Here is a 25,263-nt window from a genome sequence, read left to right on the forward strand (position 1 = left end):
ATGGCAACGATTACAATCAACGGGCGGGAGTTTCCCGCCCCTGATATCGGCGGGAATCTGGTGGTTTCGACCAATGTGAGTGCCGGGAAGAATGCCAAAGGTGAATTCATCGGTCAGAAGGTCGGACGGGATCAGTACAAAGTAGACGCTTTGCAATGGAAATTTTTGGATGCGAAAACGTGGGCGGATATGCTTCGGGAATTTGACAAGTTCGTAGTCACGGCGAAGATTCCGGACATGGTGAATAACCGATTCCTTACAATTCAGATGTATCCCGGAAACCGCACCGCAACGCCGGTGGAGTTTGATATTTCCGGGATGCCGACAAGGTACCGGGACTGTAAGGTAAATATCGTAGACTGCGGGGTGAACTGATGTACGCCGGAAGTGAAGCATATAAAAAAGAAATGCGGAAGCTGCCTCTTCGGGATCACAGTTATATCAGGGTGACGATCGGCGTAATCAATCAGGAGGCACAAGCGGATGCCGCTTTTTATGGGAAATACACCTATTTTTCGAATCTGAAAAAGCCGCTGGATAACTATGCTGTGGAGACTCTGTATGCGACCTGCGAGCAAAACTATACATCTGTGGATGAGACGATGTATTTCCTTCCCCGCGAAAAAATGGATGCGGTTCTGAATCAGGGCGCCATATCGGAGAAACTGCTGGGAGAAGTAGAGATTCGATTTCCGATTCCCTATAACCTGAGAGGCTTGACGATAGAGTTCGGCAAAGCCTTCCCCGTGGATTTCAAGATTGTTTCCGATCAGAGAGAGCTTTCGGTAGAGGGAAATGCTACGGGGCACTTTGTGACGGAGGAGATCTTCCAAAGCGTTACGTTCCTTCGCTTTGTCCCCGAGAAAATGATAAATGGGGCGGCGCGGCTCCGGATACATCAAATCACGATGGGGGTTGGGATCTATTTCAATGAGCGGGATGTCCTGTCCTGCATGAAAAAAGAGTACGTAAGCCCGATTGCTGAGGAGCTGCCATCGATTGATTTTACGCTGACGATCGATAACAAAAAGAGAGCCTATGACATTGAGAACGAGAAAAGCACAGTAAACTTTCTGGAACTCAGGCAGAACGTCGAGGTGATCTATGGACAGGAGCTGGAGGATGGAAAGACGGAGTGGCTGCCGGGCACTACGGTCGCGCTGAAGGAATGGTCTGCAGATGACGAAGTGATGAGCTTTACGGCTACAGACCGCTTCGATAATATGTCAGGTACCTACTACGGCGGGACATATAGTGCAGAGGGAACAAGCCTCTATGAGCTTGCAAAAAATGTACTGGTGGATGCGGGGGCTGATCCCCGTTCATACTGGATAGATGAATACTTAAAAACGGTCAAGATTCATAATCCGGTTCCCGCGGTGCCGCATAAGGAAGCCCTGCAGCTCATTGCAAATGCCGGAAGGTGCGTACTGATGCAGGGGAGAGACGGTAAAATCCTGCTGAGATCTTCGTTTGTCCCGGAGATGACGGCCGGCTCCGACAATGAGACCTACTTTTCCCACGCATCGGAGATTTTGGGGAAACCGGAGGAGGCAGAATATGCGCTGGCTACGGAAAACCATGGGGAACCGGGCGCTGAGCAGCTCTTCCTTCCTCGTAAAGGAGAAGGGAAAGCCTACCACGGCACGGCATATATCTCGGAGGCAGTGGCGGACGAAAATGGAACATTTTCCATAAATCCAACGGTCAAGATTATGCTGGAATCAACCTATAAATGCTTCGGTATCACTTTCAGATTTGGGAGGAATCCGCCAAAGGAGCTTCTGCTTAGAACATATCATAGAGATGCGGGGGCTTCTACTGCTGTCGAGGAGGTGCGCGTCCAGAACAACGGCCGGGAGCTGGTGGTGTCGCGAGAGTTTTTGGAGTTCAACGAGCTTGTAATTGAATTTACGAAAGGCACAGCGCATAACAGAGTAACGCTGAATTCTGTGCGCTTTGGGGATGTGACAGACTATGAGCTGGCTTATGGTCCTGAGCTGACAAAAACGCCGAAGGGAACACAGCTCAGCAGGGTGGGGCAGCTTAATGTAGTACGAACTGTGTATACCCTCAGCACAGAGGAGAGGAAAGAACTTGCCCGGGAGACAGTTGCGGTTGTGGCTGGGACGCAGGTCAGATTTTACCTTTCGAGGCCATCTTACGATTATGCAGTGCAGATTGAGGAGCCGCAGTCGGGACAGAGTGCCAGTATTATTGATAGCAGCGCATACTATGCGGTTGTTGCGATAACCGGAGCGTCCGGCAACATAACACTTTCCATTCAGGGAAAAGAGTATGTACAGAGAGAACTCACGGAAAGCGTGCAGCTAAGCCCGTCCGGTAGTGTGGAGAAGTGGAAGAATCCGCTGGTTTCTGAGAGAGGTCACGCCGAGGATTTGCTGAAATGGATCGGGGCGTACTTGAAATCAGATCGAGATTACGAGCTATCGTACCGGGGTGAGCCCAGAATCGACGGGAATGATATTGTTTTTTTGGAGAATAAGTACGTCCCCGGAATGCTGATACGTGTATATGAGCACACGCTGAAATTTGACGGCGCTCTTTTCGGCAGTATCAAGGCAAGGAGGGATATGAGCCATGTGGACGAAACCTAAGACAGACTGGAAAGCAGGGGATTTCTTTAACGTGCAGGATTATAACCGGATCAAGGGCAATCTGAATGCGATCCGGGAAGCGGCATTGATGCTTTGGCAGGCGTTCCCCTTTGAAGAAATGGGAAAGGATAAGAGCTATGAGGACTATGGATTTTATGCCGATGAGATCAACTGCTTTGAAGCCAACATAGATCATATCTGCGCTGCAGTTTTTCCTTTTGCAGTAGGAGAAAGACAGACCTTTTATGAGAATCAGCCTTTTATCGGCTGGGGGGAATTGAATCGAATTGAAGAAGCATGTCGTCTGATCTACAGCAATGTGCAGAGCCGCATCACTGGAAGAAAGCGACTGGCTTTTACACTGAACGGAGGCGAGTTTTAATGAGCTTGAAAACAGATTATAAGGATGCGATGTACGACGGGCAGCGGCGGTACCGTATGGGGCAAAACACCGACGGCACGGTGAGCTTCACGGACACAACGAGCTATACGCAGGCGGGCGATCAGTTCGGCGCAAAGGATATCAACGCTACGAACACTGCTGTCAACCGCCTGAACCACGTGACAGAACTTACGCTGACCGCGGCAGGGTGGGAAGGGGGCGGCCCGTTCGTGCAGATGGTTTCTGTTCCGGGCGCTGCCGCAGATATGGAACCGCTGCTGGTGAGCGCTCTTCCGGACGATGCAGATGCCGCAGCACAGAAGACATATACAAAGGCGTTCGGGATCATCTCCTGCGGGACAGCAACGGTAGGAAATGGAACGGTGATTTTTAAGGCGTATAAGAAGCCCGCGACAGACTGCAAGGTCGGGCTGAAAGGAGTGTAAATGGGAAGAGTATGGATGCCGGGCGGCGGTGGCGGTGCCGATCTGGACGTCATCACGGCAGGTGCGGGGGATGTGCTTGCCGGTAGGGTGACGGTAGATCGGGAGGGCGAGCCGGTGACGGGGACGATGCCGGACAGAGGAGTCAGAGTGCACGGCACTGACAATGGGGTGAACGAAGACGGAATCTGGACGCGAATCCCTTACGGGTACTATAGGGACGGAAACCGAGAGGACTCTTGGGTATATCGTAGTCTCGATGAAATGAGAGATGCGTTTAAAAACGCCTATGGCGTAGGGAGTGTCTCGGGTTTTAATGTGTCCTCAAGCGATGACCCGTCCGCTTGGGGACGTGCTACAGTATCTCTGACGGGTCTTGCTACCGGAAATTCGAAGCCGTGGCGTGGTTGTAGTGTATATGTAGACGACGGATGGAAAGGAAACATTGAAGGGAACGCTAATGGTTCTTTGACAATAAATGGCCTCAGTGAGGGAAATCATAAATTCAACGTGCTCAACTACTATACATGTAATAGTAATCTTGATGGGAGTGGTCATGTAAACGGGAACTGGGCAGGGGATAAATATTGTCAAGTATGGCGAAGAAAGAATTTATCATATTCTCCGTTGGCTCAACATTATGTACCATCAAGTGAAAATCACCACAACGGGTCTTACTATTATTACGATACAAATCTTCCAGCTATCGCCGTGGGCAGAACATTAAATGTTGAAGTCCATGGGACGTTTAACAGACCTGCAAATATATCAAACGCAATAAAAATAGATGATGTTTATGCCCTTGTAAGAGTATCCTCTTCTTCGCTAAAAGGCGTGAATATTCTAAATAAAACCGATTACGTGTGGTTTAACGGAAATTCCGGAACGGTTACGTTAAGCGCCCCGTTAAAAAGTGTGGATAATGCCGAGTATGTTTCGATTTCATTTAGGGGGATGTCTGATGGAGAGTCAGAAGGATTATACTTCACTTGGGCAGAGCTAAGAAGCGCTTGGGTGACGTAACCCACATTATTTCAGAGAGGAGGTTATCTTGTATTCGCTATTACTGAATTTTTATTTTATACTTACGAAATTTTGGCAGAGATTCTCGGGAATGAGTGAGAGGAGGGCAAGATGAACAGAGGCGTATTATGTGCAGCAGTAGGCATTGTCGGGAGCGGTGTGGCTTCCCTTTTTGGCGGATGGGGTGCAGCGTTGAGTGGACTTGTGTTGTTTATGGCGATTGATTTTGCAATGGGGCTTACCGTAGCCGGAGTATTCAAGCGGTCAAAGAAGACGGACGGCGGCGCGCTGGAGAGCCGTGCGGGCTGGAAAGGGCTGTGCAGAAAGGTGTATACGCTCGCACTCGTGCTCGTTGCGCATTGGCTCGATATTATTACCGGAACGAGCTACATCCGGGACGCGGTATGCATCGGCTTTATCGCTAATGAAGCAATATCCATCCTTGAAAATGCGGGGCTGATGGGAATCCCTATCCCCTCCGTGATGTCTAAGGCTATCGAGGTGCTGAGGGATAAGGATGTAAAGAAGTAAGTACCGGCAATTCCGCCGCTACGATATAGTGCCCCGACAATCGGGGAGAAAGGAACATTTATGAAGGAACATGCAGAGAGACCGGGAAAGTATTATGATGGGATCGAGAGGGATTCCGACACCACGAAGTTCCACGGTCCGGACGACACTGCCGATGCAAACCATGACGGGAAGCTCGACAGCAAGCCGGGGCTCGGCAAGGACAAGGAGTAATACTGTCGGGAGGGGAGCTGCGAATGCGGCTCCTCTTTTTTGCACGAAAAAGTGTAAATTATCTCTTGACTTTTGTCATGACATAATATATAATAAAGTCACAGTTAAGAAAGACTTAACGAGTCAGGCAGGCAAGAGCCAGAAAGGAGAGAAGATGGACGAGGAAATGACCAGCAAGGAGCTTGAAATAGTCCTTAAAATGATTATCCAGATTATTAAGGATAGTAAGGACAAGGACGAGGCAATCAAAAAAATAGAAGCCCTGCTGAAATAACAGAGCTTCTACAACCTACAAACAGGCGGTACTTGCCACCGCCTGTACTCAATATGAGTTTATCATGCTGGGGGGATTCAGGCAAGAGTCAAGAGGTGATGAAAAGTAGAAAAGAAAAAGTTAGGTAGACCTACAGACAGCCCTAAAAGTTACCGAGAAAGTTTCCGATTATCCGAAGAAGATATGGAGAAGGTCAGATTCTGCATAGAAAAGTCGGGACTAAGCAAAACAGAGGTTATCAGGGCAGGGATTGATAGGCTGTACCAAGAGATGAAACTTAATAAATAAGAACAGCCGCTCCACCGACCAAAGCTTAGCGACTGTTCAAGACAGAAGTTTCCTTCCATGAAATATACTATCATGGAGAGAGACTTCTTTCAAGAACCCTAAAGGTTAGAAAGGAAGTCTTTTTATTATGGGAAAAATCTAAAATTCTTCTTGACTTTTGGAAGACATAAGTTATAATAATTTTGGAAGACAAAAGAGAGGAGGGAAGAGAATGTCTCCAAAAACAGGGAGACCAACAGACAATCCTAAGAATTATAAAATCACAGTGCGCTTAGATGATGATTCTGCGAGAATTATGAATGCTTATTGTAAGCAGGAGAGTATAGATCGGGCAGAAGCTGTTAGAAGAGGGTTGAAAAAGTTGGAATCCGAACTAAAAGAATAAAAGGAACGTCCGCTACACGACCAAGCACAACGAACGTTCCGCACCCAAACAGGTACGTAAATATTATACTATGCGTACCTTTGTTTGGCAAACCAAAAAACCAAATGGAGGTACTTTTCTTATGGGCAGAATAAAAACCTCTTGACATTATGTGCGCACAGTGATTAAATAAATGTACGGACATAAAGAAAGGAGGGAAAATGTGAGTCCACGAACAGGCAGACCTAAGTCTGATAATCCAAAAACTGAAAGGCTTTACATAAGGATATCGCCTGATGAAAAGAAGGAAATCCAAGATTTTACAAGTAAATCAGGCCACAGTCTTTTGGACCTTATCAGAATAGGAATATCTGCGTTAAAGAAAAAATAAGAGTAACCGGCTACTTTGGCGAGAGACGGTCACTCTTGTTGGGAAACTCCGTTAGGAGCCTCTGTAAATAGAATACTACAGAGGGCTTCTTTCGGCAACCATGAAAGGAGTCTTTTTCTTATGGGCAGAATTAAGAGTGTTCACAAAGTAATCGAAAATCTTGAGGTGAAAGAAGCTTATGCACCATGCGTGAGCCATTTTGAGGAAATCAAGCAGAACGGTCACGGTATATGGGACATGATGTGGGATAGCTTCAAGTTCGGATATTTGCAGGGTATGAAAGCCGCTAAGGCAGAAAGGAGAAGAGCAGTATGAACGAGATGAAGATTTTCACCAATGAGGAGTTTGGAGAAGTAAGAACGGTGGAGATTGAGAGCGAGCCTTATTTTGTGGGGAAGGATGTCGCCGATATTCTCGGGTACCAAAACGGTAGTCGAGATATCAACCGCCATGTTGAAGAGGAAGATCGTGAGAAGATTATGTTCTTTGATGGTAATCAGGACAAGGAAACTATTGTAATCAACGAGTCCGGTCTTTACAGCCTGATCCTCTCCAGCAAGCTCCCGAATGCAAAGCGTTTCAAGCGCTGGGTGACTTCGGAGGTACTGCCCAGCATCCGCCGACATGGTATGTACGCCATGGATGAGTTGATCGAGAACCCCGATCTTGCTATCAACGCCCTCACCGCACTGAAAGAGGAGCGGGCGAAGCGCAAGGCATTGGAACTTGAGAATCAGGTCAAGGATCAGCAGATCGCAGAGCTTCAGCCGAAGGCAAGCTACTATGACCTTGTCCTCCAGTGCAAGGATCTTCTCTCTATGACGGAGATTGCCAAGGACTACGGCATGAGCGCTAAGAAGATGAATAAGCTCCTCCATGAGCTGGGAGTGCAGTTCAACCAGTCTGGTGTCTGGTTCCTGTATGCGAAGTACCAGGATAAGGGCTATACGCAGACCAAGACGCAGAACTACAACAAGCCGGATGGTACACAGGGCGCTAAAACGCATATGTACTGGACACAGAAGGGGCGGCTGTTCCTCTACGAGCTTCTTAAACAGAACGGGATTCTCCCGATGATTGAGAGAGATGACGCGGCATAATGTATATTTCGCCGCCCTTCGGGGCGGCTCTTTAAGTTGGAGGAAAGGAAAAGAAAATGGCAATCAAGGAGAAAGATATCACGATCTGCGGGCACGGCTCCGGAAGACCGTCGCTGAAGAATCTTGAGGTATATCTCGGCTATCGCTACGGACAGCAAGCAACGAACGGGAAGCGCAAGGGGCTTGTCAAGGTGATGCGCCTCCGGACGATGGACGAGGCCGGACGACAGCGCTTCCGGGAAGCTTATAAGAGGATCCTCGGCAGGAACGTTTACAGTCAGCCGCTTCGTGCGTATGTCTACGACAAGTACAAGGACGGGAAGTATTACTCTGATTGTTCCTCTTCCGGCATGGCGGCGATGCAGCAGGCAGGCTATCCGGTGACGCTCCTGAATACGGCGGGGATTTATCGAAGCAAGTTTTTCGAGGAAGTACCGGTGCAGATCAGCGCCGGACATATCCTGAATCCGGAGGTGCTGCGGGTGGGGGATGCGCTGCTTTTCGTGGGGAGCGACCCGTCAAGACCGTTGCAGATCGGGCACGTCGAGTATGTCTATGAGATGCTGGAGGCTAAGAAGAAGTATGTCCCGGGATGGCATCTGGATGATCGCGGATGGTGGTTCGCGGACACGGAGCAGAGCTGTCTCAAGAGCTGCTGGCGGCTCATCAATCATCATTGGTACTACTTCGGGGCAGACGGATACATTCTCACCGGTGTGCAGAAGATGGATGGGAAGCTTTACTATTTGACGGAAGCAGGGAAGCTCATGGGCGCGCTTTGCCGGACGGACGAGAGTGGTGCGCTGGCACCATGGGATGTATAGGATTCCGTGACAAATTTCGTGACAAAATTTTTGTTTTCGTGACAAGATTTGCCGTTTTTGGGAACAAATTCCAGCAGTGAAAAAACATCAAAAAAGCTCGGAACTACGCCATTTCCGGCATAATTCCGAGCCTTTTTTATCGAGCTGATGACGGGAATCGGACCCGTGACCTCCGCACTACCAATGCGACGCACTACCGACTGTGCTACATCAGCATTCCGCCCGCAAAGCACTTGCGAACTCATATAAACTATCATGCCGGGATTCTTTTGTCAACCGCTTTTCGAAATAATTCCGTGTGCTATAATGATGGGCATTACCGTTAAGAGGAGGAAGTGCTATGAAGCGGCAGAGGATAAAATATGGGGAGGAACGGACGCTCCGTCTTCATTCCTTTCAAAATGAAGATGGCTCGGAGCTTCTGCTGCTCAGAAGCCCGGCGCTGGTTGCATTCCCCGCACTGCAGCATGGCTTTTCCACCCGCTTCGGGGGCGTCAGCGAGGGCTGCTTCGAGAGTATGAATCTGAGCTTTTCGAGAGGCGACAGTGAGACGTGCGTGCGGGAGAACTTCCGGAGGATCGCCGCCTGCTTCGGACAGCGGGAGGATCGCTTCGTGCTGAGCTTCCAGACCCATACGGCGAATGTGCGCGCCGTCACAGAGGCGGATCTCGGAAAGGGGGTCACGAGACTGCGGGACTATACGGATGTGGATGCACTGATTACGGATAGGCCCGGCATCATTCTCGGCGTATTCTGGGCGGACTGCGTCCCGATTCTGTTCTATGATCCGGTGCGGCAGGCGATCGGTGCAGCGCATTCCGGCTGGAGAGGGACGGCGGGAAAGATCGGGCGGGAAACCGTTCGCAGGATGACGGAGTGCTATGGCAGTGTGCCGGAGGACATCCGTGCCGTGATTGGGCCGAGTATCTGCCGGAACTGCTATGAGATTTCCGAGGATGTCGCGCTATGCTTCCGAGAAGCCTTTCCGGGGCAGGAGGAACGGATACTTCGGGAGAAGCATCCCGAGGGGGTACGGCAGGGAACTGCCGATCGGAAGTATCTCCTCGACCTTTGGGAGGCAAATCGCCTCGTGCTCAGAGAGGCGGGGCTGCCTGATCGAAATATCGAGACGGGCGGTCTCTGTACCTGCTGTAATCCTGCGTGGATGTTTTCACACCGGGGACAGGGTGAGGAGAGGGGAAACAACGGCGCTTTTCTGATGCTTGCGGATAAAGAGTAACGGCAAGAGCACAGTGCGCCTATGCCGAAAGCGCCGTCACTGTACAGGAGCTCATACAGAAATATCTTGCGCAGAGCGGCTGTGATGCCTATAATTTAAGGACAGTTTTCGCAGGCGGACCCCGCGGGGATGAAAAATTTCTGAAAATGGAGGCAGACAATGGCACTGATACTACCGAAGAATTATGATCCGAGGCTTTCTGTCCGGGAAACGCAGGAGGCGATCAAGTACATCAGAGACACCTTTCAGAAGGAATTCGGAAAAGAGATGAATCTTTCCCGAATTTCCGCGCCGCTTTTCGTAGAGCGGAGCTCGGGACTGAATGACAATCTGAATGGCTATGAGCGTCCTGTCAGCTTCGATGTGCCATGGAATCCGGGAGAGACGATAGAGGTCGTACACTCTCTGGCGAAGTGGAAACGGATGGCGCTGAAGCGGTATGGCTTCCGCCCGGGCGAGGGGCTCTACACCAATATGAACGCGATCCGCCGGGATGAGGAGCTGGATAACCTGCATAGCTGCTATGTGGATCAGTGGGATTGGGAAATGGTGATCCGGAAGGAGGAGCGGAATGAGACGACGCTGGAGGGCAGCGTCCGCATGATCTTCCGCATCATTAAGCACATGGAGCATGAGGTCTGGTACAAGTACCCGAATGCGGTGAAGAAGCTGCCGGAGGATATCTTCTTCATTGATTCCGAGACGCTGCTTCAGAGGTATCCGGACAAGAGCGCGAAGGAGAGAGAGAACCTGATTACGAAAGAGCATGGCTGCGTCTTCATCAAGCGGATCGGCGACAAGCTCTCAAACGGAGAACCGCATGATGGCAGAGCGCCGGACTATGACGACTGGCAGCTGAACGGCGACATCCTTTTCTGGTTCGACAGACTGGACTGCGCGCTTGAGATTTCCTCCATGGGAATCCGGGTTGACGAGGACTCCCTCCTGTCCCAGCTCAGAAAGGCGGGCTGCGAGGAGAGGGCGGCACTTTCCTATCACAGGATGCTGCTCAACCGGGAGCTGCCGTATACCATCGGCGGCGGCATCGGGCAGAGCCGTCTCTGCATGCTGCTGCTGGACAGAGCGCACGTCGGAGAGGTGCAGGCTTCAATCTGGCCGGCAGAGATGATAGAAAGCTGTGAAAGGAATGGCATCACGCTGCTGTAGAGAGATCAGAGGGGGAGAGAGGGCGATTTCATGTCCTCTCCTTCGTTTTTCCCTGTAAATAGGAAAACCGGAGGCAGTCTCTCCGGTTTTTGACAGCAGTTTCCCTGCGAAGCGCTTATGATTTGCATTCCTATTTCCTGCTTCGCCGAAGCGCGGAGGATTTCCCTGCGCTGCAGCGCTTCTGCTACAGCTGGTTCAGAATGTCCGCGACATCGGAGTGGATCTCACTCTCGATATAGCTCTCGACGAATGCCTTCATGCTGTTTCTGCTGTAGCGATTCCCATGGATGATCTCACCCAGCCGCCGTACGGTCTTTTCAACACAGTCATTGATAAGGATGTAATCGAACTGCCCTGCGCAGAGGATCTGTTCCTGTGCATGGAGAATGTGGGCGTTCAGCGCCTCGGGATCCTGCCCGTGGCGGGCACGGATCCGTTCCTCGAGCTCATCCCAGGTCGGCGACATCAGAAAGATCAGCGTGCAGTCCGGGATACGGGAGCGGACGCGCATTGCATCCTCCACATCCTCGAGCAGCAGGACATTGTGCCCGGCGGCTCTGGCATCCAGAATCGGCTTGATCGGCGTATCGTAGCCGTTCCGCTTATAGTAATGATAGTCAATCAGCTGATGTGTGCGGATCATCTGGTCGAATTCCTTGTGAGAAATGAAGAAATGCTCCCGTCCATCCACTTCATTTTCACGGGGCTCCCGGGTGGTGACGGTAGTACACTGCGTTGCATTGGGATGCTGCGCCAGATATTGCCGGAGTACGGTTCTCCGCCCTACCGCGTCCGGCCCTGCGAGGATAACCAACTGACCATATTCTGCGACCTTCTTGAAATACTCCTTCTCGTGATTCATAAACCGCCTCCTGAAAAATGATGAACAGCCGCTTTAAAAACCCGTTTGCATCAGGTATGTTGATTACTTAAAGGATACACGAAAAGGAAATAAATTTCAATTGTCAATACTTTGCAAAATGAGTTTCTTCTTAAAAAAAAGGGGGGATCTCGGCGCATCCGCATGGGAACGGACGGGACGATCCGGAGCTGATCGCTCCGACTGTGCCGCAGGGAGGAGCAGCTCCTATGCGAAGAGTGTGCCGGAGAGACATCAGTCCGCCCAGAATACTCTGCCCTCTCTTCGTGCTGCTGCTTCCGGCAGCGCGCAGTCCATATATCCGACAGCACAGTGACCGATGCCTTCCCATTCTCCCTCGACGCCGAGCTCCCTCAGCCACTGCTGATATTCCGGAAGCTCGAAGGTTTCCCGCGCTCTGTGGATCCAGATGCTGCCGAGATGAAGCGAATGCGCCGCGAGCAGCATATTTCCCATGACGAGGCTTCCGTCATACACTCGGTTTGCCCAGCTCTTATCGGCGAGAACAATCAATATGACCGGCGCGCCGAAGAAGGGGTCGAAATCCTCCTGCCAGCCGCCGATCCTGCAGTTTGTGCGGGACAGCCTGTTCCGCATCGCCCTGTCTGTGACGGCGACGGTGATCGTCGACTGCTTTCCCTTGGCGCTTGGTGCATACAGTCCGGCTTCTATGATCTGCTCCAGCGTTTCTCTGGGCGGCATATCGGGCTTGAATCTGCGGATGCTGCGCCGTTCCTCCATTGCTCTGATGATCTCATTCATGGCGGATTCCTCCTTATCCGAAACCTTGTCCTCAATAATCTGAGATATATTGTAGCATTGGTAGAATCGTACAACAAGCGCGGGCGCACATTCTCGGGCTTGTATTTTTACTTACATAAATCTTTATGCCTGATATTCCCCTTGAGAGCAAGCTTTTCATTATCGTATCAGTCATAAAATTCTGCCTGCCTGAACTGTTGCGAATTGTCACTTATTTCCTAAAAAAATTAGCACTCTAGTATTGACTCTGCTAACAGAAGGGGATATAATACAGAAAGTTCCAAGAGGGACGGAGATTTGGAGTATAAGCTCAGATATAAAAGCAGACATAGGAGGTTCAGAATGAAGTTAATTCCGCTGTTTGACAGAGTCGTTCTCGAGAAGGAGAAGATGGAGGAGACCACCGCGAGTGGGATCGTGCTTCCGGGGCAGGATGATAAGGAGAAGCCGGGCCAGGCGGTGGTGGTCGCGGTAGGCCCGGGCGGCGTGATCGACGGCAAGGAGGTAAAGATGCAGGTTTCCGTCGGGCAGCATGTGATCTTTTCCAAGTATGCCGGTTCCGAAGTCGAAATTGACGGAAAGAAGTATACCGTTGTGAAGCAGAATGATATTCTGGCGATTGTAGAGTAAGAGGAGTGGAGGATAGAAAAATGGCTAAGGAAATCAAGTATGGCGTAGAAGCGAGAAAGGCTCTGCAGGCTGGTGTAGACGCTGTGGCGGATACCGTGAAGGTTACGCTCGGGCCGAAGGGCAGAAATGTCGTTCTGGACAAGAGCTACGGTGCGCCGCTCATTACCAATGACGGCGTTTCGATCGCGAAGGAGATCGATCTGAAGGATCCGTATGAGAATATGGGTGCGCAGCTGGTACGGGAGGTCGCTTCCAAGACCAATGACGTGGCAGGAGACGGTACGACGACCGCTACGGTGCTCGCACAGGCGATCGTGACCGAGGGAATGAAGAACCTGGAGGCGGGTGCAAACCCGATCGTTCTCCGGAAGGGTATCCGCAAGGCTGTGGATGCGGCGGTAGAGTCCATCAAGGCGCAGTCCTCCAAGGTTAAGGGCAAGGAGCAGATCGCGAAGGTTGCCGGCATCTCCGCAGGAGACGAGGCAGTCGGTGAGATGGTAGCGGACGCGATGGAGAAGGTTTCCAAGGACGGCGTTATCACCGTAGAGGAGTCCAAGACCATGCATACCGAGCTCGACCTCGTAGAGGGAATGGAGTTCGACCGCGGCTATGTCAGCGCATATATGTGTACCGACATGGAGAAGATGGAGGCTGCGCTGGATGATCCGTTCATTCTGATCACGGATAAGAAGATCTCCAATATTCAGGACATCCTTCCGGTGCTGGAGCAGGTTGTCAAGACCGGCGCAAAGCTGCTGATCGTCGCAGAGGACATCGAGGGCGAGGCGCTCACGACGCTGATCGTGAATAAGCTCCGCGGTACCTTCAATGTAGTCGCTGTCAAGGCGCCTGGCTACGGTGACAGAAGGAAGGAAATGCTGAAGGATCTTGCGATCCTGACCGGCGGACAGGTGATCTCCGAGGAGCTCGGACTCGATCTCAAGGACGCTACGGTTGATATGTGCGGACGCGCGAAGTCTGTCAAGGTTACGAAGGAGAAGACTACGGTCGTAGAGGGACTGGGCGACAAGCAGGATATCGCGAACCGTGTGGCGCAGATTCGTGCACAGATCGAGACCACGACCTCTGACTTCGACAGAGAGAAGCTGCAGGAGAGACTGGCAAAGCTCGCGGGCGGTGTAGCAGTGATTCGTGTCGGCGCGGCTACCGAGACCGAGATGAAGGAAGCGAAGCTCCGTATGGAGGATGCGCTTAATGCGACCCGTGCCGCAGTAGAGGAGGGTGTTATCAGCGGCGGCGGTTCCGCATACATCCACGCGCAGGCAGCGGTGCAGAAGGTTGTGGACGCGCTGGATGGAGACGAGAAGACCGGTGCGAAGATCATTCTCAAGGCACTTGAGTCTCCGCTCTTCATCATTGCGGAGAACGCCGGTGTCGAGGGCGCGGTGATCGTCAACAAGGTTAAGGAGTCCGCACAGGGAATGGGCTATGATGCCTATAAGGAGAACTATGTGGATATGATGGAGGCAGGCATCCTCGATCCGGCGAAGGTGACCAGAACCGCGCTGCAGAACGCAGCTTCCGTAGCCTCTACGCTCCTCACCACAGAGTCTGTGGTGGCCGATATCAAGGAGCCGGTACCGCCGATGCCGGCAGGCAACCCCGGCATGGGGATGATGTAAGACTTGCGTTTCCATAAAGAAAACGTAAGTCTGTGCCCGGCAGCAGGCGAAGCCTCTTGTTTCGCGGAGCGAAATCGTGTGATGTCTTCCGGATAGAACACGACCCGGGCAAGCTCGGAGCGCACATGACATATAGGAGCGGGTGGACAGTCCCCCGCTTCTTTTGTTATAATTAAAGGACAGGACATTACCATACGGACAGCACAGGAGGAAAAATGGATAATTATGTTGAGCATCTCGTGAAGCGGAAGGATCCCGGCTATTTCATGATACTGAAGCTTCTCTGCATTGTACTGGATATTTTCGGCATTCTGGCGGCGTTTCGCTTCGTTCCCGGGCTGCTCCTGCTGCTCCTCGCAGGGATACTGAGCTACTTTGTCTGGCTGTATGCGAGCGTGGAATACGAATACCTCTATATGGCGGGAAACTTTACCGTGGATATGGTGCTGAACAGGTCGCGGCGCAGAAAGAAGCTCGAAACAAATGCCGAAGAGCTCATCCTCATAGCGCCAAAGAGCTCCAGTACGGCAAGGGATGCGCTTCGAAGTCCATGCAGGGTCATGGATCTCTCCGGGAATGGACCGGAGAATTTGAAATATGCCTATATTTTTTCCCGCGGCGGGGAGAAGCAGTGCTGCTACATAGAAATGACGGATAAGCTGCTGCGCGAGCTGCGTTTCCACAGTCCGTCCAAGGTGAAGATGCAGTGATATCCTGTTGATTTTGAAAAAAACGTGTGTTATAGTATCTGAAAATTTCAGGAGGCCGCGTCAGAGACTTCTAAATATACTTCACATTGAATGCGTCGAAAGGGGAAAAGATGGCAAGAATGATCGGGGATGGGATTACTTTTGATGACGTGCTGCTGGTTCCGCAGTATTCAGATGTGGTTCCGAATGCGGTGGATATCAGTACGCGGCTTACAAACAGCATCCGCTTGAATATCCCGTTCCTCTCTGCGGGAATGGATACGGTTACTGAGCATCAGATGGCGATTGCGATGGCGCGCTGCGGCGGGATCGGCATTGTCCATAAGAATATGACGATCGAGCAGCAGGCGGAAGAGGTGGATATGGTGAAGCGCTCTGAAAACGGCGTCATCACTGATCCGTTCTTCCTGAGTCCGGATCATACACTCCGGGATGCCAATGAGCTGATGGCGAAGTTCCGAATTTCCGGCGTTCCGATCACGGAGGGCAAGAAGCTTGTCGGCATCATCACGAACCGCGACCTCGTATTCGAGGAGGACTATACGAAGAAGATTCGGGAATGTATGACCTCGGAGCATCTCGTGACGGCGCGGGAGGGTACGACGCTCGACGAGGCGAAGGCAATTCTTGCCCGCGCCAAGGTCGAAAAGCTTCCGATCGTGGATGCGGAGGGCAATCTGAAGGGGCTTATCACCATCAAGGATATCGAGAAGCAGATGAAGTACCCGGACGCAGCGAAGGATCATCAGGGAAGACTGCTCTGCGGCGCGGCGCTCGGTATCACGCAGGATGTGGTGGAGCGTGCGGCAGAGCTCATCAAGGCGCATGTCGATGTCGTTGTTCTGGATTCCGCGCATGGGCATTCCGGCAATGTCATTCGCTGCATCCGGATGCTGAAGGAGAAGTTCCCCGACCTTCAGCTCATTGCCGGCAATGTAGCGACCGGAGAGGCGACAGAGGCGCTGATCAAGGCAGGTGCGGACTGCGTGAAGGTCGGGATCGGTCCCGGCTCGATCTGTACGACCCGCGTCGTGGCGGGGATCGGCGTACCGCAGATTTCTGCGGTGATGAATGCCTTCGAGGTGGCAGACAAATATGACATTCCGATTATTGCGGACGGCGGTATCCAGTATTCGGGCGATGTCGTGAAGGCGATCGCGGCAGGCGGCTCCACAGTGATGATGGGCTCGGTTTTTGCGGGCTGCGACGAGGCGCCGGGAGAGTTTGAGCTCTATCAGGGAAGAAAGTACAAGGTCTATCGCGGCATGGGCTCTATGGGTGCGATGCGGCAGAAGAACGGCTCCTCGGACAGGTATTTTCAGGCGGGCGCGAAGAAGCTCGTCCCGGAGGGCGTAGAGGGACGCGTAGCATATAAGGGCAAGGTGGAGGACACGATCTTCCAGTTTATCGGCGGTCTCCGTGCAGGCATGGGCTACTGTGGCGCGGCAAATATCACGCTCCTGCAGAAGAATTCCCAGTTCGTGAGGATTTCGGCGGCATCTCTCAAGGAGTCCCACCCGCACGATATCCAGATCACGAAGGAGGCACCAAACTATTCCTCAGACAGCATTTAATGCCGGATGCCTGCGGCTTGTGCGGAGCCTTGCGCTTCGAGCCTTGAGAAATTTCGAAAAAAGATCAGACTTTTCGGCCTGATCTTTTTTGGCTTATTAAGATGTGGTATAATATAACTACAGTGTCGAAAGTTTGATCCCATGGGATGCTTGCATCCAGGTGGGAGGAAGACTTTACGACACGCCCCATATGAAGCACGAAGCGGCGCGGCAGCGGCACGAAAGTGCGGAATAGGGGGGGATTACGGGAATCGCGAAGCAGTGGAGCAATCCGAATTATAAAATGAGAAGAGGACGAAAGAATGCTGGAGGGCTTTGTCCGCGTAGCGGCAGCGACACCGAGTCTGCGGGTCGCTGATACGGAATACAACAGTGAGGAGATCCTCCGCAGTATGCGGGAGGCGAGCGAGGCGGGCGCCGGCGTGATCGTATTCCCGGAGCTTGCTGTGAGCGGTTATACCTGTGCCGATCTGTTCTGGCAGACGGCGCTTCGAGACGGCGCGGAGGAGGCGCTCTCCCGGATTCTGGAGGGGAGTCGGGAGCTTCCTCTGCTTTGCTTCTTAGGCTATCCGCTCTATACCGGAGGAAAGCTCTACAATACTGCGGCGGTGCTGTGCCGCGGCAGAGTACTGGGCTTCGTGCCGAAGAAGAACCTCCCGAATTATGGAGAGTTCTATGAGCTCCGCTGGTTCACGGCAGGGGCGGAGGAGCCGCGGGAAATCGATTTCCTTGATCGGAGAAGCGGAGAACGCTATTCGGTGCCGTTTGGGATGCGGCTTTTGTTCCGGGAGGAGAATATGCCGGAGCTCTGCCTCGCGGCGGAGCTCTGTGAGGATGTCTGGGTGGCGGATACACCCTCCACTGCGCATGCGGCTGCAGGAGCGGTGATTCTTGCGAACTGCTCCGCCTCGGACGAGCTGGTCGGCAAGCAGCAGTATCGCCGTGAGCTGCTCCGCGCGACGAGCGCGCGTCTTCTGGCGGCATATATCTACGCCAGCGCAGGAGAGGGGGAATCGACGCAGGATCTGGTATTCGGCGGACAGAGCATGATCTGCGGGAATGGAGCCGTGCTCTCCGAGAATCCGCTCTATACGGCTGCGGTGCAGTATGCGGACATCGATCTCCAGCGGATCTGTCACGAGCGGCTTCGCAGAAACAGCTGCCCGCCGTCTGCCGCAGACAATTACCGTGAGATCCGCTTCTCTCTGCGGGGGCTGCGGGATGTTTCTCTCCGGCGCTTCGTTGACCCGCATCCCTTCGTGCCTGGCGACGAACGCCTTCGTGCCGAGAGATGTGAAGAGATCCTGAATATTCAGGCGAGAGGTCTCAAGAAGCGGCTGATGCATATTCATGCGGAAAAGGTAGTGATCGGGATCAGCGGAGGGCTGGATTCCACGTTGGCGCTGCTTGTCGCAGCGCGCTGCTTCGACCTTCTGGGGCTTCCCAGAGAGAACATTCTCTCCATCACCATGCCGGCCTTCGGAACGACGGATCGCACCTATCATAATGCCGTGCTGCTGACGGATCGGCTTCATGCGTCACTTCGGGAGATCCCCATCCGGCAGGCGGTGCTGGAGCATTTCGCGGAGATCGGGCACGATCCCTCGAAGCATGATGTGGTTTATGAAAATGCACAGGCGCGGGAGCGCACACAGGTTCTGATGGACATTGCGAATGCGGAAAGGGCGATCGTGATCGGAACCGGAGATCTCAGCGAGCTTGCGCTGGGCTGGGCGACCTATAACGGGGATCATATCTCGATGTATGCGGTCAATGTCGGTGTGCCGAAGACGCTGGTTCGTCACCTGGTGAAATACTGTGCGGACAGCTGCGAGGACAGAGCGCTCGCGGATACCCTTCGGGATATTCTGGATACGCCGGTTAGCCCGGAGCTGCTGCCGCCGGAGGAGGGGAAAATCAGTCAAAGGACGGAGGATCTGGTCGGACCGTATGAGCTCCATGATTTCTTTCTCTATCAGATTCTGCGCTGGGGATTCTCGCCGCGGAAGGTCTGCGCATTGGCATGCTATGCCTTCAGTACGGCGAATCTGGAGCTCCGCGGGCTTCCGGAGAGACAGGAACAGGACGACTCCCTGAACTACCATAGCTATGACAGAGAAACCATTCTGAAATGGCTGCGGGTATTCTATCAAAGATTCTTTTCCCAGCAGTTCAAGCGGAGCTGCCTGCCGGATGGCCCGAAGGTGGGATCTGTGGCAGTGTCCCCGAGAGGAGATCTCCGTATGCCGAGCGACGCTGTTTCATCCCGCTGGCTTATGGAACTGGAAATGCTCTAAAAGTATAAATATTTATTTTGTTGCATATATTTGGATAATATGCCGGTATACAGCTAAGAAAGCCCTGATTAAAGTTGGGAGGAGTTTCTGCCAATAGGCGTGATACCCTGAATGAAAGCGTCTTTTTGATGGCCTAAGGAACGGGTATATGCGTCATGAATAAATCAGTGCTTCCATAAATCGCTTGAAAGGAAAAGCTTGAAGGTAATTACATCTATATCGAATAAATATGTAAGAGAGGCGCGCGACCTCCTGAGGAAACCGAGGCTTCGGAGAGAGCGCAGACTTTTCGTGGCGGAGGGAGAGCGGCTTTGCGAGGAGATTCCGGCGGAACGGATCGAGCGTATTTTCCTGACAGAGGACTACGCGGGACGTCTGCCGCAGGGCTTTTCGCAGATAGAGTCTGCCGGAAGGGTCTACAGGCTTTCGAGGATACTGATGGAGCAGATTTCCGACACGAAGACAAGTCAGGGCATTCTCTGCATCGTTCGCATGAAGGAGGCGGAGAAGCTGCGCGGTGATTTCTTCCTCCTGCTGGAGACGATACAGGATCCGGGAAATCTGGGGACAATGTTCCGAACCGCGGAGGCGGCAGGCGTGACGGGGATCGTGATGGATCAAGGCTGTGCCGATGTCTATTCGCCCAAGGTGGTACGCGCTACAATGGGGGCGCTCTACCGTATGCCGTTTCGGATCGTGGAGGATCTTCCTGCCGCGGTGGAGCAGCTCAAGGCAAGGGGCGTGAGGGTTTACGCGGCGCATCTCAGGGCGGAACGGAGCTGTTATTCCTACAGCTTTCGAACGCCAACCGCGTTTCTGATCGGGAATGAGGGCAGCGGGCTGAGCACAGCGCTCGCAGAGAGGGCGACGGACTACCTCCGGATTCCGATGGAGGGAGACGCGGAATCCCTGAACGCGGCGGCAGCGGCGGCAGTGCTGCTGTACGAGACGCTGCGGCAGCGGCAGGCAGGAAAATAGTTCGGGAGGCGAGCGCTTCGGAGCAGCGGAGCAGCGCGCAGGACTGATTGGCACCGAGGCTTTCGGCATGGGCTTACAATGTGAGGAGGGAATATGGCAGAGCTGAAGGGCAGGGACTTTTTGAAGCTTCTGGATTTCACGCCGGAGGAGATCCGATATCTTCTGGATCTGTCGCACAGGCTGAAGGCAGAGAAGAAGGCGGGGATAGCCGCAGGGAAGCAGCATCTGCATGAATGCAGCTTTCCCGGGAAAAATATCGCCCTGATCTTCGAGAAGAGCTCGACTAGGACACGCTGCGCCTTCGAGGTGGCGGCTTCTGATCTCGGGATGGGCTCTACCTATCTCGGCCCCAGCGGGACGCAGATCGGCGGGAAGGAAACAATCGCGGATACCGCGCGGGTGCTCAGCGGGATGTACGACGGCATTGAGTATCGCGGCTTCGGACAGGAAATCGTGGAGGAGCTCGCAGCATATGCTTCGGTTCCGGTGTGGAACGGGCTGACGAACGAGTTTCATCCGACGCAGATGCTGGCGGATCTTATGACGATAGAGGAGCAGCTCGGCACGCTCCGGGGCAGGAAGCTCTGCTATATGGGAGACGCCCGGTACAATATGGGAAATTCTTATATGGTCGCCTGTGCGAAGATGGGGCTGCACTACACCGCCTGCTGTCCGAGGGAGTATTTCCCGTCGGAGGAGCTGCGCCGTAAATGTGAGGAAATCGCCGCAGAATCCGGCGCGGAAATCACATTGACAGAGGATATCCGGGAGGGCTGCGGGGCTGCGGATGTAATCTGCACGGATGTCTGGGTTTCCATGGGAGAGCCGGATGAGGTCTGGGAAAAGCGGATTCGGGATCTTTCCCCGTATCAGGTCAATCGGACGGCGATGGAGCTTGCCGGAGAGCACTGTATTTTTCTGCACTGTCTCCCCGCCTTTCACAATGCGGGAACCGGCATTGGCAAAGAGATAGAGAAAAAATTCGGCATCAGCGAAATGGAGGTGACGGACGAGGTGTTTGAGTCTGCGCAGTCGCATGTCTTCCGGCAGGCGGAGAACCGGATGCACACCATCAAGGCGGTAATATATGCGACGCTCGGGGGGAAAAGTGCGGAATGAGGGTGAAAAATGGATCCAGAGGGGATTCCTTCACGCTGCTGCTGGTCAACATTGTACTGGGAGTGGTTCTCGTGGTGATGGCAGTGATGGCGTTTCTGAATCCGGAGGAAAACATGGTACTGTTTCCGCTGATCTTTTTTGTGGCGGCGGCGATGCGTTTCAGCAATGCGGTTTACAGCTTTCTGAATGTCGAGCATGAGAAAAAATGGAAGTCCGGAGGGCTGCGGGATCTGATTCTGGGAATCGTAATATTCGTGCTGGGCATCATAGCGGCGGTCGGCGTGTGGAGCTAGGAGATATCGCTTTTGATAGAAGGAGGTCTGGATTGGATAGGGGAGAGCTGCTCAGGAGAATCGAAGGACTGTGTGGGAAAGCAAAAAAAAACAAGAATTCTATTGATGCCAATGAGATCGCGGAGACATTTCGGGATGCGGGTCTCAACGAGGAGCAGCTGTCGGAGCTGGAGCGGCTCTTCGAGCGTAGAGGGATCGATGTCAATCCGGTCGTAGACGAAACGGAGATCCGGAAAATGGAGAGCGGGAAGACAGAGGAGGAGCTGGAACCGCCGGACGAGAATATCTTTTTGGAGGAGGACAAGGAAGCGTCCGAGATCGATTTCGATGCGGTGGAGCTGCTGGAGGGCGTCAGCACCGAGGATCCGGTTCGGATGTATCTGAAGGAGATCGGGACGGTGCCGCTGCTCACTGCTGAAAAGGAATATGAGCTTGCGATACGGAAGGAGCAGGGGGACGAGTATGCGAAGCAGCGGCTGATCGAGGCGAATCTTCGGCTGGTGGTCTCCATCGCGAAGCGATATACCGGACGCGGCATGAGCTTTCTGGATCTCGTGCAGGAGGGGAATCTCGGATTGATCAAGGGGGTTGAGAAGTTCAATCCGGAGAAGGGCTTCAAGCTTTCGACCTATGCGACCTGGTGGATACGGCAGTCCGTCACGCGGGCGCTGGCGGATCAGGCACGGACGATCCGGGTTCCGGTACACATGGTCGAGACGATCAACAAGCTGTCCAAAATGCAGCGTAGGCTGACGCTGGAGCTTGGCTATGAGCCTTCTACGAAGGAGCTTGCAGAAGCGCTGGAGATGAGTGAGGAAAAGGTGCAGGAAATCATGCAGATTGCCCGGGAGCCTGCTTCTCTGGAAACACCGATCGGGGAGGAGGACGACTCTAATCTCGGGGATTTCGTCGCGGATTCCAATGTACTGACACCGGAGGGCAATGTGGAGAGCGTCATGCTGCGGGAGCATATCGATCTCCTGCTGCGGGATCTGAAGGAACGGGAGCGGCAGGTGCTGATCCTGCGTTTCGGGCTGGCGGACGGACATCCGCGGACACTCGAGGAGGTCGGGAGGGAATTCAAGGTGACGAGAGAACGGATCCGGCAGATCGAAGCGAAGGCGCTCCGAAAGCTTCGGAATCCGATGCGTTCGAAGCGAATTCGTGATTTCCTGAATTGAGAAAGCGATGATTTTTCTTCGCGTGAGGGCATGGATTTCAGTGACAGAGTGAGCAGGGAGAGAAGGAAGAGAAGGAAGAGGAATGAAGGAAGGAGAGAAGCAGGGAGGGAGAGCGGCGGAAAAGCCGAAGCAGAGGCAGAACTATGCGCTGCTTCTCGAGAGGCTGATTCAGGAGCAGGTCGGCAGGAGACCGCGGCTTTTGCTTCATGCCTGCTGTGCGCCCTGCTCCAGCGCCGTGCTGGAACAAATCGCGAGGTATTTCCGCATCACGATCTACTATTATAATCCGAATATTATGACGGAGGAGGAATTTCGCTACCGTGCCGCGGAGCTCAGGAGACTGCTTTCGGAAATGGGACTTTCGGGGATCGAGCTGCTGGTTCCGGCGTATCGTCATCAGGAATTCTTGGAGATTGCGAGGGGACTGGAGAGGGAGCCGGAGAGAGGGAAGCGCTGCCTCAGGTGCTATGAGCAGCGGCTTCGGAGAACCGCGGAGGCGCTCCGAGAGCATAACCGATGTGCGGATATGGATGCACAGTTTGATTACTTCTGTACGACGCTGACGATTTCCCCGATGAAGGATGCACAGATCCTGAATGAGATCGGTATGCGGATCGCGGAGGAGCTGGGGCTTCATTTTCTCCCTTCGGACTTCAAGAAAAAGGGCGGCTATCTCCGTTCCACGGAGCTGTCTCGGGAGTATGCGCTCTACCGGCAGGATTACTGCGGCTGCGAGTTTTCGAAGGCGGAGACGCAGCGGAAGCGGCGGGCGCTTTCTTGACAAATATACAGGCTGTGGTGTAGTTTATTGTATGAGCTTCTGTGCAGCGCAAGCTTATACGATAATATAATGGGATTTATCACATGTGAGTTTATCATATGGTTTCGGGACGGGAGGAGAATGATATATGATCAGCAAAGCAGTAAAGGTAATCAATGAATCGGGACTGCATCTCAGACCGGCGGGTGTCCTGACGCAGACCTGCATCAAGTTTAAGAGCAATATCATTCTTCACTACGGGGAGCGGGACATCGTCGGAAAGTCGGTTCTGAACGTTATGGCGGCGGGGGTGAAGAAGGGGGCGACAGTCATCGTGGAGTGCAGCGGCCCGGACGAGGAGGAGGCGCTTGCGGCGGTGGTCGCGGCGATCGAATCCGGTCTCGGAGAGGGGACGGACGCCTCTTATTTTGACAGGATATGATTGGAGAAAGGGAGCTCCGGAGAAGTGGTTTTATTTCTCCGGAGCCCCCTTTTTGCGGTTCTGCATGTGACATGCTTTATCACATGCAGGTTTATTCATGCTTTGTGCGCCATGGGGTGTCCCCGGAGACGCTTTTGTAAGACCCGGCAGCCTGTGTTCTGTCCGGCGGATATCGTGCAAATTCGCTGCAATCAGAGCGACTCGACCGCCCTGATCGCTTTCTGCATCGGAGTGAGGTCGATGGACTCGACTGCGCCGCAGTCCATGTACTGCGCATTTTTCGGGTCGAGCGGCAGCTTCGCCAGAACCTTGAGCCCATGCTCTGCGGCGATCTCGTCGATATGGCTTTCGCCGAAGACATTGATCCGCTCGTTACAGTGCGGGCATTGCATATAGGAATAATTTTCGATCAGCCCGAGGATCGGGACATTCATCTTCTGCGCCATGTTTACTGCCTTCGCTACGATCATGGAAACCAGCTCCTGCGGCGAGGTCACGACCACGATCCCGTCAACCGGAAGGGACTGGAAGACGGTGAGCGGGACATCGCCGGTTCCCGGCGGCATATCCACGAAGAGGAAGTCGATGTCCTTCCACTGCACCTCCTCCCAGAATTGCTTGACGGCGCTGGCGACCAGGGAGCCGCGCCAGATGATCGGATCCGTCTCATTCTCGAGCAGCAGATTGGTGGAGATGATCTCTACACCGTTGGCGCTTTTATCCGGGATCATCAGCTTACCGTCCTCTGTCACGGCGATACCGTCATGGGCAAGACCGAAGGCCTTCGGAATAGAGGGGCCGGTGATATCCGCATCGATAATGCCGGTGCGGAAGCCGTCACGGCAGGCGCCGGAGGCGAGGAGCGAGGTGACGGTGGATTTGCCGACACCGCCTTTGCCCGAAACGATGCCGATGACCTTCTTTACGCTGCAGCCGTCCGCGAGCTTCGACTTCTGCATCGCCCTGCGGGAAGCGCAGTCGCTGCTGCAGGAGCTGCAGTTGCTGTTGCAGCTGTCCGGGTTCTGATTTTCTGCCATATATAAACTCCTTTCAACCTAAGTGAAGCTCCATTCTAGCATAGCTTAAGAGGAAAAAAAAGAGCGGCACAGGGCCGCTCTCGGAAAAATACAGAATTT

General features: G+C 53.3%; 28 protein-coding genes and 1 tRNA gene. 25 read left to right on the top strand and 4 right to left on the bottom strand.

What is annotated here, in order from left to right; all coding sequences use genetic code 11:
* The 12 genes from HW273_RS05620 (at position 1) to HW273_RS05675 (ending at position 8,451) form a co-directional block, all read left to right on the top strand.
* Entirely contained in the window at positions 1 to 375 is a 375-nt protein-coding gene (locus tag HW273_RS05620) for a hypothetical protein (RefSeq protein WP_179010841.1), read from the top strand.
* Positions 376 to 812: 437 nt separating this feature from the next.
* Positions 813 to 2,618 carry a hypothetical protein gene (locus tag HW273_RS05625; RefSeq protein WP_330603963.1) on the top strand — a complete coding sequence of 602 codons (1,806 nt, stop codon included), beginning with the start codon at positions 813 to 815 and terminating at the stop codon, positions 2,616 to 2,618.
* Positions 2,602 to 3,000 (top strand): hypothetical protein, encoded by a 399-nt coding sequence (locus HW273_RS05630; protein ID WP_179010843.1) that lies wholly within the window; start codon positions 2,602 to 2,604, stop codon positions 2,998 to 3,000. The genes HW273_RS05625 and HW273_RS05630 overlap by 17 nt, the downstream gene beginning before the upstream one ends.
* A complete protein-coding gene (locus HW273_RS05635; protein ID WP_179010844.1) occupies positions 3,000 to 3,446 on the top strand; it encodes a hypothetical protein in 447 nt (148 codons plus the stop codon). The genes HW273_RS05630 and HW273_RS05635 overlap by 1 nt, the downstream gene beginning before the upstream one ends.
* Positions 3,447 to 4,466 (top strand): hypothetical protein, encoded by a 1,020-nt coding sequence (locus HW273_RS05640; RefSeq protein ID WP_179010845.1) that lies wholly within the window; start codon positions 3,447 to 3,449, stop codon positions 4,464 to 4,466.
* Positions 4,467 to 4,577: 111 nt separating this feature from the next.
* Complete coding sequence (locus HW273_RS05645) at positions 4,578 to 4,997, top strand: phage holin family protein (RefSeq protein ID WP_179010846.1); 420 nt, start codon at positions 4,578 to 4,580, stop codon at positions 4,995 to 4,997.
* Between the two features lie 60 nt (positions 4,998 to 5,057).
* A complete protein-coding gene (locus tag HW273_RS05650) occupies positions 5,058 to 5,210 on the top strand; it encodes a hypothetical protein (RefSeq protein WP_179010847.1) in 153 nt (50 codons plus the stop codon).
* Between the two features lie 773 nt (positions 5,211 to 5,983).
* Positions 5,984 to 6,157: a hypothetical protein gene (locus tag HW273_RS05655; protein ID WP_179010848.1), complete on the top strand. Its 174-nt coding sequence runs from the start codon at positions 5,984 to 5,986 to the stop codon at positions 6,155 to 6,157.
* A 202-nt stretch (positions 6,158 to 6,359) separates the two neighbouring features.
* A complete protein-coding gene (locus HW273_RS05660) occupies positions 6,360 to 6,527 on the top strand; it encodes a hypothetical protein (RefSeq protein WP_179010849.1) in 168 nt (55 codons plus the stop codon).
* A gap of 120 nt (positions 6,528 to 6,647) precedes the next feature.
* The gene (locus HW273_RS05665) at positions 6,648 to 6,842 is read left to right on the top strand and encodes a hypothetical protein (protein ID WP_179010850.1); all 195 of its coding nucleotides are present in this window, start codon (positions 6,648 to 6,650) and stop codon (positions 6,840 to 6,842) included.
* Positions 6,839 to 7,627 (top strand): phage antirepressor, encoded by a 789-nt coding sequence (locus HW273_RS05670; protein WP_179010851.1) that lies wholly within the window; start codon positions 6,839 to 6,841, stop codon positions 7,625 to 7,627. The genes HW273_RS05665 and HW273_RS05670 overlap by 4 nt, the downstream gene beginning before the upstream one ends.
* 56 nt (positions 7,628 to 7,683) lie before the next feature.
* Positions 7,684 to 8,451 carry a hypothetical protein gene (locus HW273_RS05675; protein WP_179010852.1) on the top strand — a complete coding sequence of 256 codons (768 nt, stop codon included), beginning with the start codon at positions 7,684 to 7,686 and terminating at the stop codon, positions 8,449 to 8,451.
* 142 nt (positions 8,452 to 8,593) lie between these two features.
* Here HW273_RS05675 and HW273_RS05680 read toward each other — a convergent pair.
* Positions 8,594 to 8,666: transfer RNA gene (locus HW273_RS05680), tRNA-Thr, on the bottom strand.
* A gap of 125 nt (positions 8,667 to 8,791) precedes the next feature.
* Here HW273_RS05680 and pgeF point away from each other — a divergent pair.
* Positions 8,792 to 9,691 (top strand): peptidoglycan editing factor PgeF, encoded by a 900-nt coding sequence (gene pgeF, locus HW273_RS05685; RefSeq protein ID WP_179010853.1) that lies wholly within the window; start codon positions 8,792 to 8,794, stop codon positions 9,689 to 9,691.
* 159 nt (positions 9,692 to 9,850) lie between these two features.
* Positions 9,851 to 10,858, top strand: coding sequence for an aspartate--ammonia ligase (gene asnA, locus HW273_RS05690; protein WP_179010854.1), 1,008 nt, complete (start codon positions 9,851 to 9,853; stop codon positions 10,856 to 10,858).
* Positions 10,859 to 11,042: 184 nt separating this feature from the next.
* Here asnA and HW273_RS05695 read toward each other — a convergent pair whose 3' ends face one another.
* Positions 11,043 to 11,720 (bottom strand): guanylate kinase, encoded by a 678-nt coding sequence (locus HW273_RS05695; protein ID WP_179010855.1) that lies wholly within the window; start codon positions 11,718 to 11,720, stop codon positions 11,043 to 11,045.
* Positions 11,721 to 11,972: 252 nt separating this feature from the next.
* Positions 11,973 to 12,500 (bottom strand): nitroreductase, encoded by a 528-nt coding sequence (locus tag HW273_RS05700; protein WP_179010856.1) that lies wholly within the window; start codon positions 12,498 to 12,500, stop codon positions 11,973 to 11,975.
* A gap of 342 nt (positions 12,501 to 12,842) precedes the next feature.
* Here HW273_RS05700 and HW273_RS05705 point away from each other — a divergent pair, with 342 nt between their 5' ends.
* The 11 genes from HW273_RS05705 to HW273_RS05755 all read left to right on the top strand — a co-directional run bounded on the left by HW273_RS05705 (position 12,843) and on the right by HW273_RS05755 (position 24,127).
* Positions 12,843 to 13,130, top strand: coding sequence for a co-chaperone GroES (locus HW273_RS05705; protein ID WP_179010857.1), 288 nt, complete (start codon positions 12,843 to 12,845; stop codon positions 13,128 to 13,130).
* Positions 13,131 to 13,150: 20 nt separating this feature from the next.
* Positions 13,151 to 14,773, top strand: a complete 1,623-nt coding sequence (groL, locus tag HW273_RS05710; RefSeq protein WP_179010858.1) for a chaperonin GroEL — start codon at positions 13,151 to 13,153, stop codon at positions 14,771 to 14,773.
* 215 nt (positions 14,774 to 14,988) lie between these two features.
* Positions 14,989 to 15,483 carry a hypothetical protein gene (locus HW273_RS05715; protein WP_179010859.1) on the top strand — a complete coding sequence of 165 codons (495 nt, stop codon included), beginning with the start codon at positions 14,989 to 14,991 and terminating at the stop codon, positions 15,481 to 15,483.
* A gap of 110 nt (positions 15,484 to 15,593) precedes the next feature.
* The gene (gene guaB, locus HW273_RS05720; protein ID WP_179010860.1) at positions 15,594 to 17,057 is read left to right on the top strand and encodes an IMP dehydrogenase; all 1,464 of its coding nucleotides are present in this window, start codon (positions 15,594 to 15,596) and stop codon (positions 17,055 to 17,057) included.
* Between the two features lie 302 nt (positions 17,058 to 17,359).
* The gene (locus HW273_RS05725) at positions 17,360 to 19,354 is read left to right on the top strand and encodes an NAD(+) synthase (RefSeq protein ID WP_179010861.1); all 1,995 of its coding nucleotides are present in this window, start codon (positions 17,360 to 17,362) and stop codon (positions 19,352 to 19,354) included.
* A 198-nt stretch (positions 19,355 to 19,552) separates the two neighbouring features.
* Entirely contained in the window at positions 19,553 to 20,332 is a 780-nt protein-coding gene (locus tag HW273_RS05730; RefSeq protein WP_179010862.1) for a TrmH family RNA methyltransferase, read from the top strand.
* Positions 20,333 to 20,425: 93 nt separating this feature from the next.
* Complete coding sequence (gene argF, locus HW273_RS05735) at positions 20,426 to 21,451, top strand: ornithine carbamoyltransferase (protein WP_179010863.1); 1,026 nt, start codon at positions 20,426 to 20,428, stop codon at positions 21,449 to 21,451.
* Positions 21,448 to 21,744, top strand: a complete 297-nt coding sequence (locus tag HW273_RS05740; protein ID WP_179010864.1) for a DUF308 domain-containing protein — start codon at positions 21,448 to 21,450, stop codon at positions 21,742 to 21,744. Before argF ends, HW273_RS05740 begins: the two co-directional genes overlap by 4 nt.
* Positions 21,745 to 21,776: 32 nt before the next feature.
* Entirely contained in the window at positions 21,777 to 22,925 is a 1,149-nt protein-coding gene (gene rpoD, locus HW273_RS05745) for an RNA polymerase sigma factor RpoD (protein WP_179010865.1), read from the top strand.
* Positions 22,926 to 23,007: 82 nt separating this feature from the next.
* Positions 23,008 to 23,706, top strand: a complete 699-nt coding sequence (locus HW273_RS05750; protein WP_179010866.1) for an epoxyqueuosine reductase QueH — start codon at positions 23,008 to 23,010, stop codon at positions 23,704 to 23,706.
* Between the two features lie 127 nt (positions 23,707 to 23,833).
* On the top strand, positions 23,834 to 24,127 hold the full coding sequence (locus HW273_RS05755) for an HPr family phosphocarrier protein (RefSeq protein WP_179010867.1): 294 nt from the start codon (positions 23,834 to 23,836) through the stop codon (positions 24,125 to 24,127).
* Positions 24,128 to 24,318: 191 nt separating this feature from the next.
* Here HW273_RS05755 and HW273_RS05760 read toward each other — a convergent pair whose 3' ends face one another.
* Positions 24,319 to 25,164 carry an Mrp/NBP35 family ATP-binding protein gene (locus HW273_RS05760; RefSeq protein WP_179010868.1) on the bottom strand — a complete coding sequence of 282 codons (846 nt, stop codon included), beginning with the start codon at positions 25,162 to 25,164 and terminating at the stop codon, positions 24,319 to 24,321.
* Positions 25,165 to 25,263: the final 99 nt, after the last annotated feature.

The organism is Oribacterium sp. oral taxon 102 (genome assembly GCF_013394775.1).
Classification (GTDB): Bacteria; Bacillota; Clostridia; order Lachnospirales; family Lachnospiraceae; genus Oribacterium.

Coding starts and splice junctions, on each gene's coding strand:
- HW273_RS05760 (WP_179010868.1), bottom strand. CDS start 25,164: ATGGCAGAAAATCAGAACCCGGACAGCTGCAACAGCAACTGCAGCTCC.
- HW273_RS05650 (WP_179010847.1), top strand. CDS start 5,058: ATGAAGGAACATGCAGAGAGACCGGGAAAGTATTATGATGGGATCGAG.
- HW273_RS05675 (WP_179010852.1), top strand. CDS start 7,684: ATGGCAATCAAGGAGAAAGATATCACGATCTGCGGGCACGGCTCCGGA.
- HW273_RS05665 (WP_179010850.1), top strand. CDS start 6,648: ATGGGCAGAATTAAGAGTGTTCACAAAGTAATCGAAAATCTTGAGGTG.
- HW273_RS05640 (WP_179010845.1), top strand. CDS start 3,447: ATGGGAAGAGTATGGATGCCGGGCGGCGGTGGCGGTGCCGATCTGGAC.
- guaB (WP_179010860.1), top strand. CDS start 15,594: ATGGCAAGAATGATCGGGGATGGGATTACTTTTGATGACGTGCTGCTG.
- argF (WP_179010863.1), top strand. CDS start 20,426: ATGGCAGAGCTGAAGGGCAGGGACTTTTTGAAGCTTCTGGATTTCACG.
- HW273_RS05620 (WP_179010841.1), top strand. CDS start 1: ATGGCAACGATTACAATCAACGGGCGGGAGTTTCCCGCCCCTGATATC.
- HW273_RS05725 (WP_179010861.1), top strand. CDS start 17,360: ATGCTGGAGGGCTTTGTCCGCGTAGCGGCAGCGACACCGAGTCTGCGG.
- HW273_RS05700 (WP_179010856.1), bottom strand. CDS start 12,500: ATGAATGAGATCATCAGAGCAATGGAGGAACGGCGCAGCATCCGCAGA.
- HW273_RS05670 (WP_179010851.1), top strand. CDS start 6,839: ATGAACGAGATGAAGATTTTCACCAATGAGGAGTTTGGAGAAGTAAGA.
- HW273_RS05630 (WP_179010843.1), top strand. CDS start 2,602: ATGTGGACGAAACCTAAGACAGACTGGAAAGCAGGGGATTTCTTTAAC.
- HW273_RS05635 (WP_179010844.1), top strand. CDS start 3,000: ATGAGCTTGAAAACAGATTATAAGGATGCGATGTACGACGGGCAGCGG.
- HW273_RS05755 (WP_179010867.1), top strand. CDS start 23,834: ATGATCAGCAAAGCAGTAAAGGTAATCAATGAATCGGGACTGCATCTC.
- groL (WP_179010858.1), top strand. CDS start 13,151: ATGGCTAAGGAAATCAAGTATGGCGTAGAAGCGAGAAAGGCTCTGCAG.
- HW273_RS05705 (WP_179010857.1), top strand. CDS start 12,843: ATGAAGTTAATTCCGCTGTTTGACAGAGTCGTTCTCGAGAAGGAGAAG.
- HW273_RS05750 (WP_179010866.1), top strand. CDS start 23,008: ATGAAGGAAGGAGAGAAGCAGGGAGGGAGAGCGGCGGAAAAGCCGAAG.
- HW273_RS05695 (WP_179010855.1), bottom strand. CDS start 11,720: ATGAATCACGAGAAGGAGTATTTCAAGAAGGTCGCAGAATATGGTCAG.
- HW273_RS05740 (WP_179010864.1), top strand. CDS start 21,448: ATGAGGGTGAAAAATGGATCCAGAGGGGATTCCTTCACGCTGCTGCTG.
- asnA (WP_179010854.1), top strand. CDS start 9,851: ATGGCACTGATACTACCGAAGAATTATGATCCGAGGCTTTCTGTCCGG.
- HW273_RS05655 (WP_179010848.1), top strand. CDS start 5,984: ATGTCTCCAAAAACAGGGAGACCAACAGACAATCCTAAGAATTATAAA.
- HW273_RS05715 (WP_179010859.1), top strand. CDS start 14,989: ATGGATAATTATGTTGAGCATCTCGTGAAGCGGAAGGATCCCGGCTAT.
- HW273_RS05645 (WP_179010846.1), top strand. CDS start 4,578: ATGAACAGAGGCGTATTATGTGCAGCAGTAGGCATTGTCGGGAGCGGT.
- pgeF (WP_179010853.1), top strand. CDS start 8,792: ATGAAGCGGCAGAGGATAAAATATGGGGAGGAACGGACGCTCCGTCTT.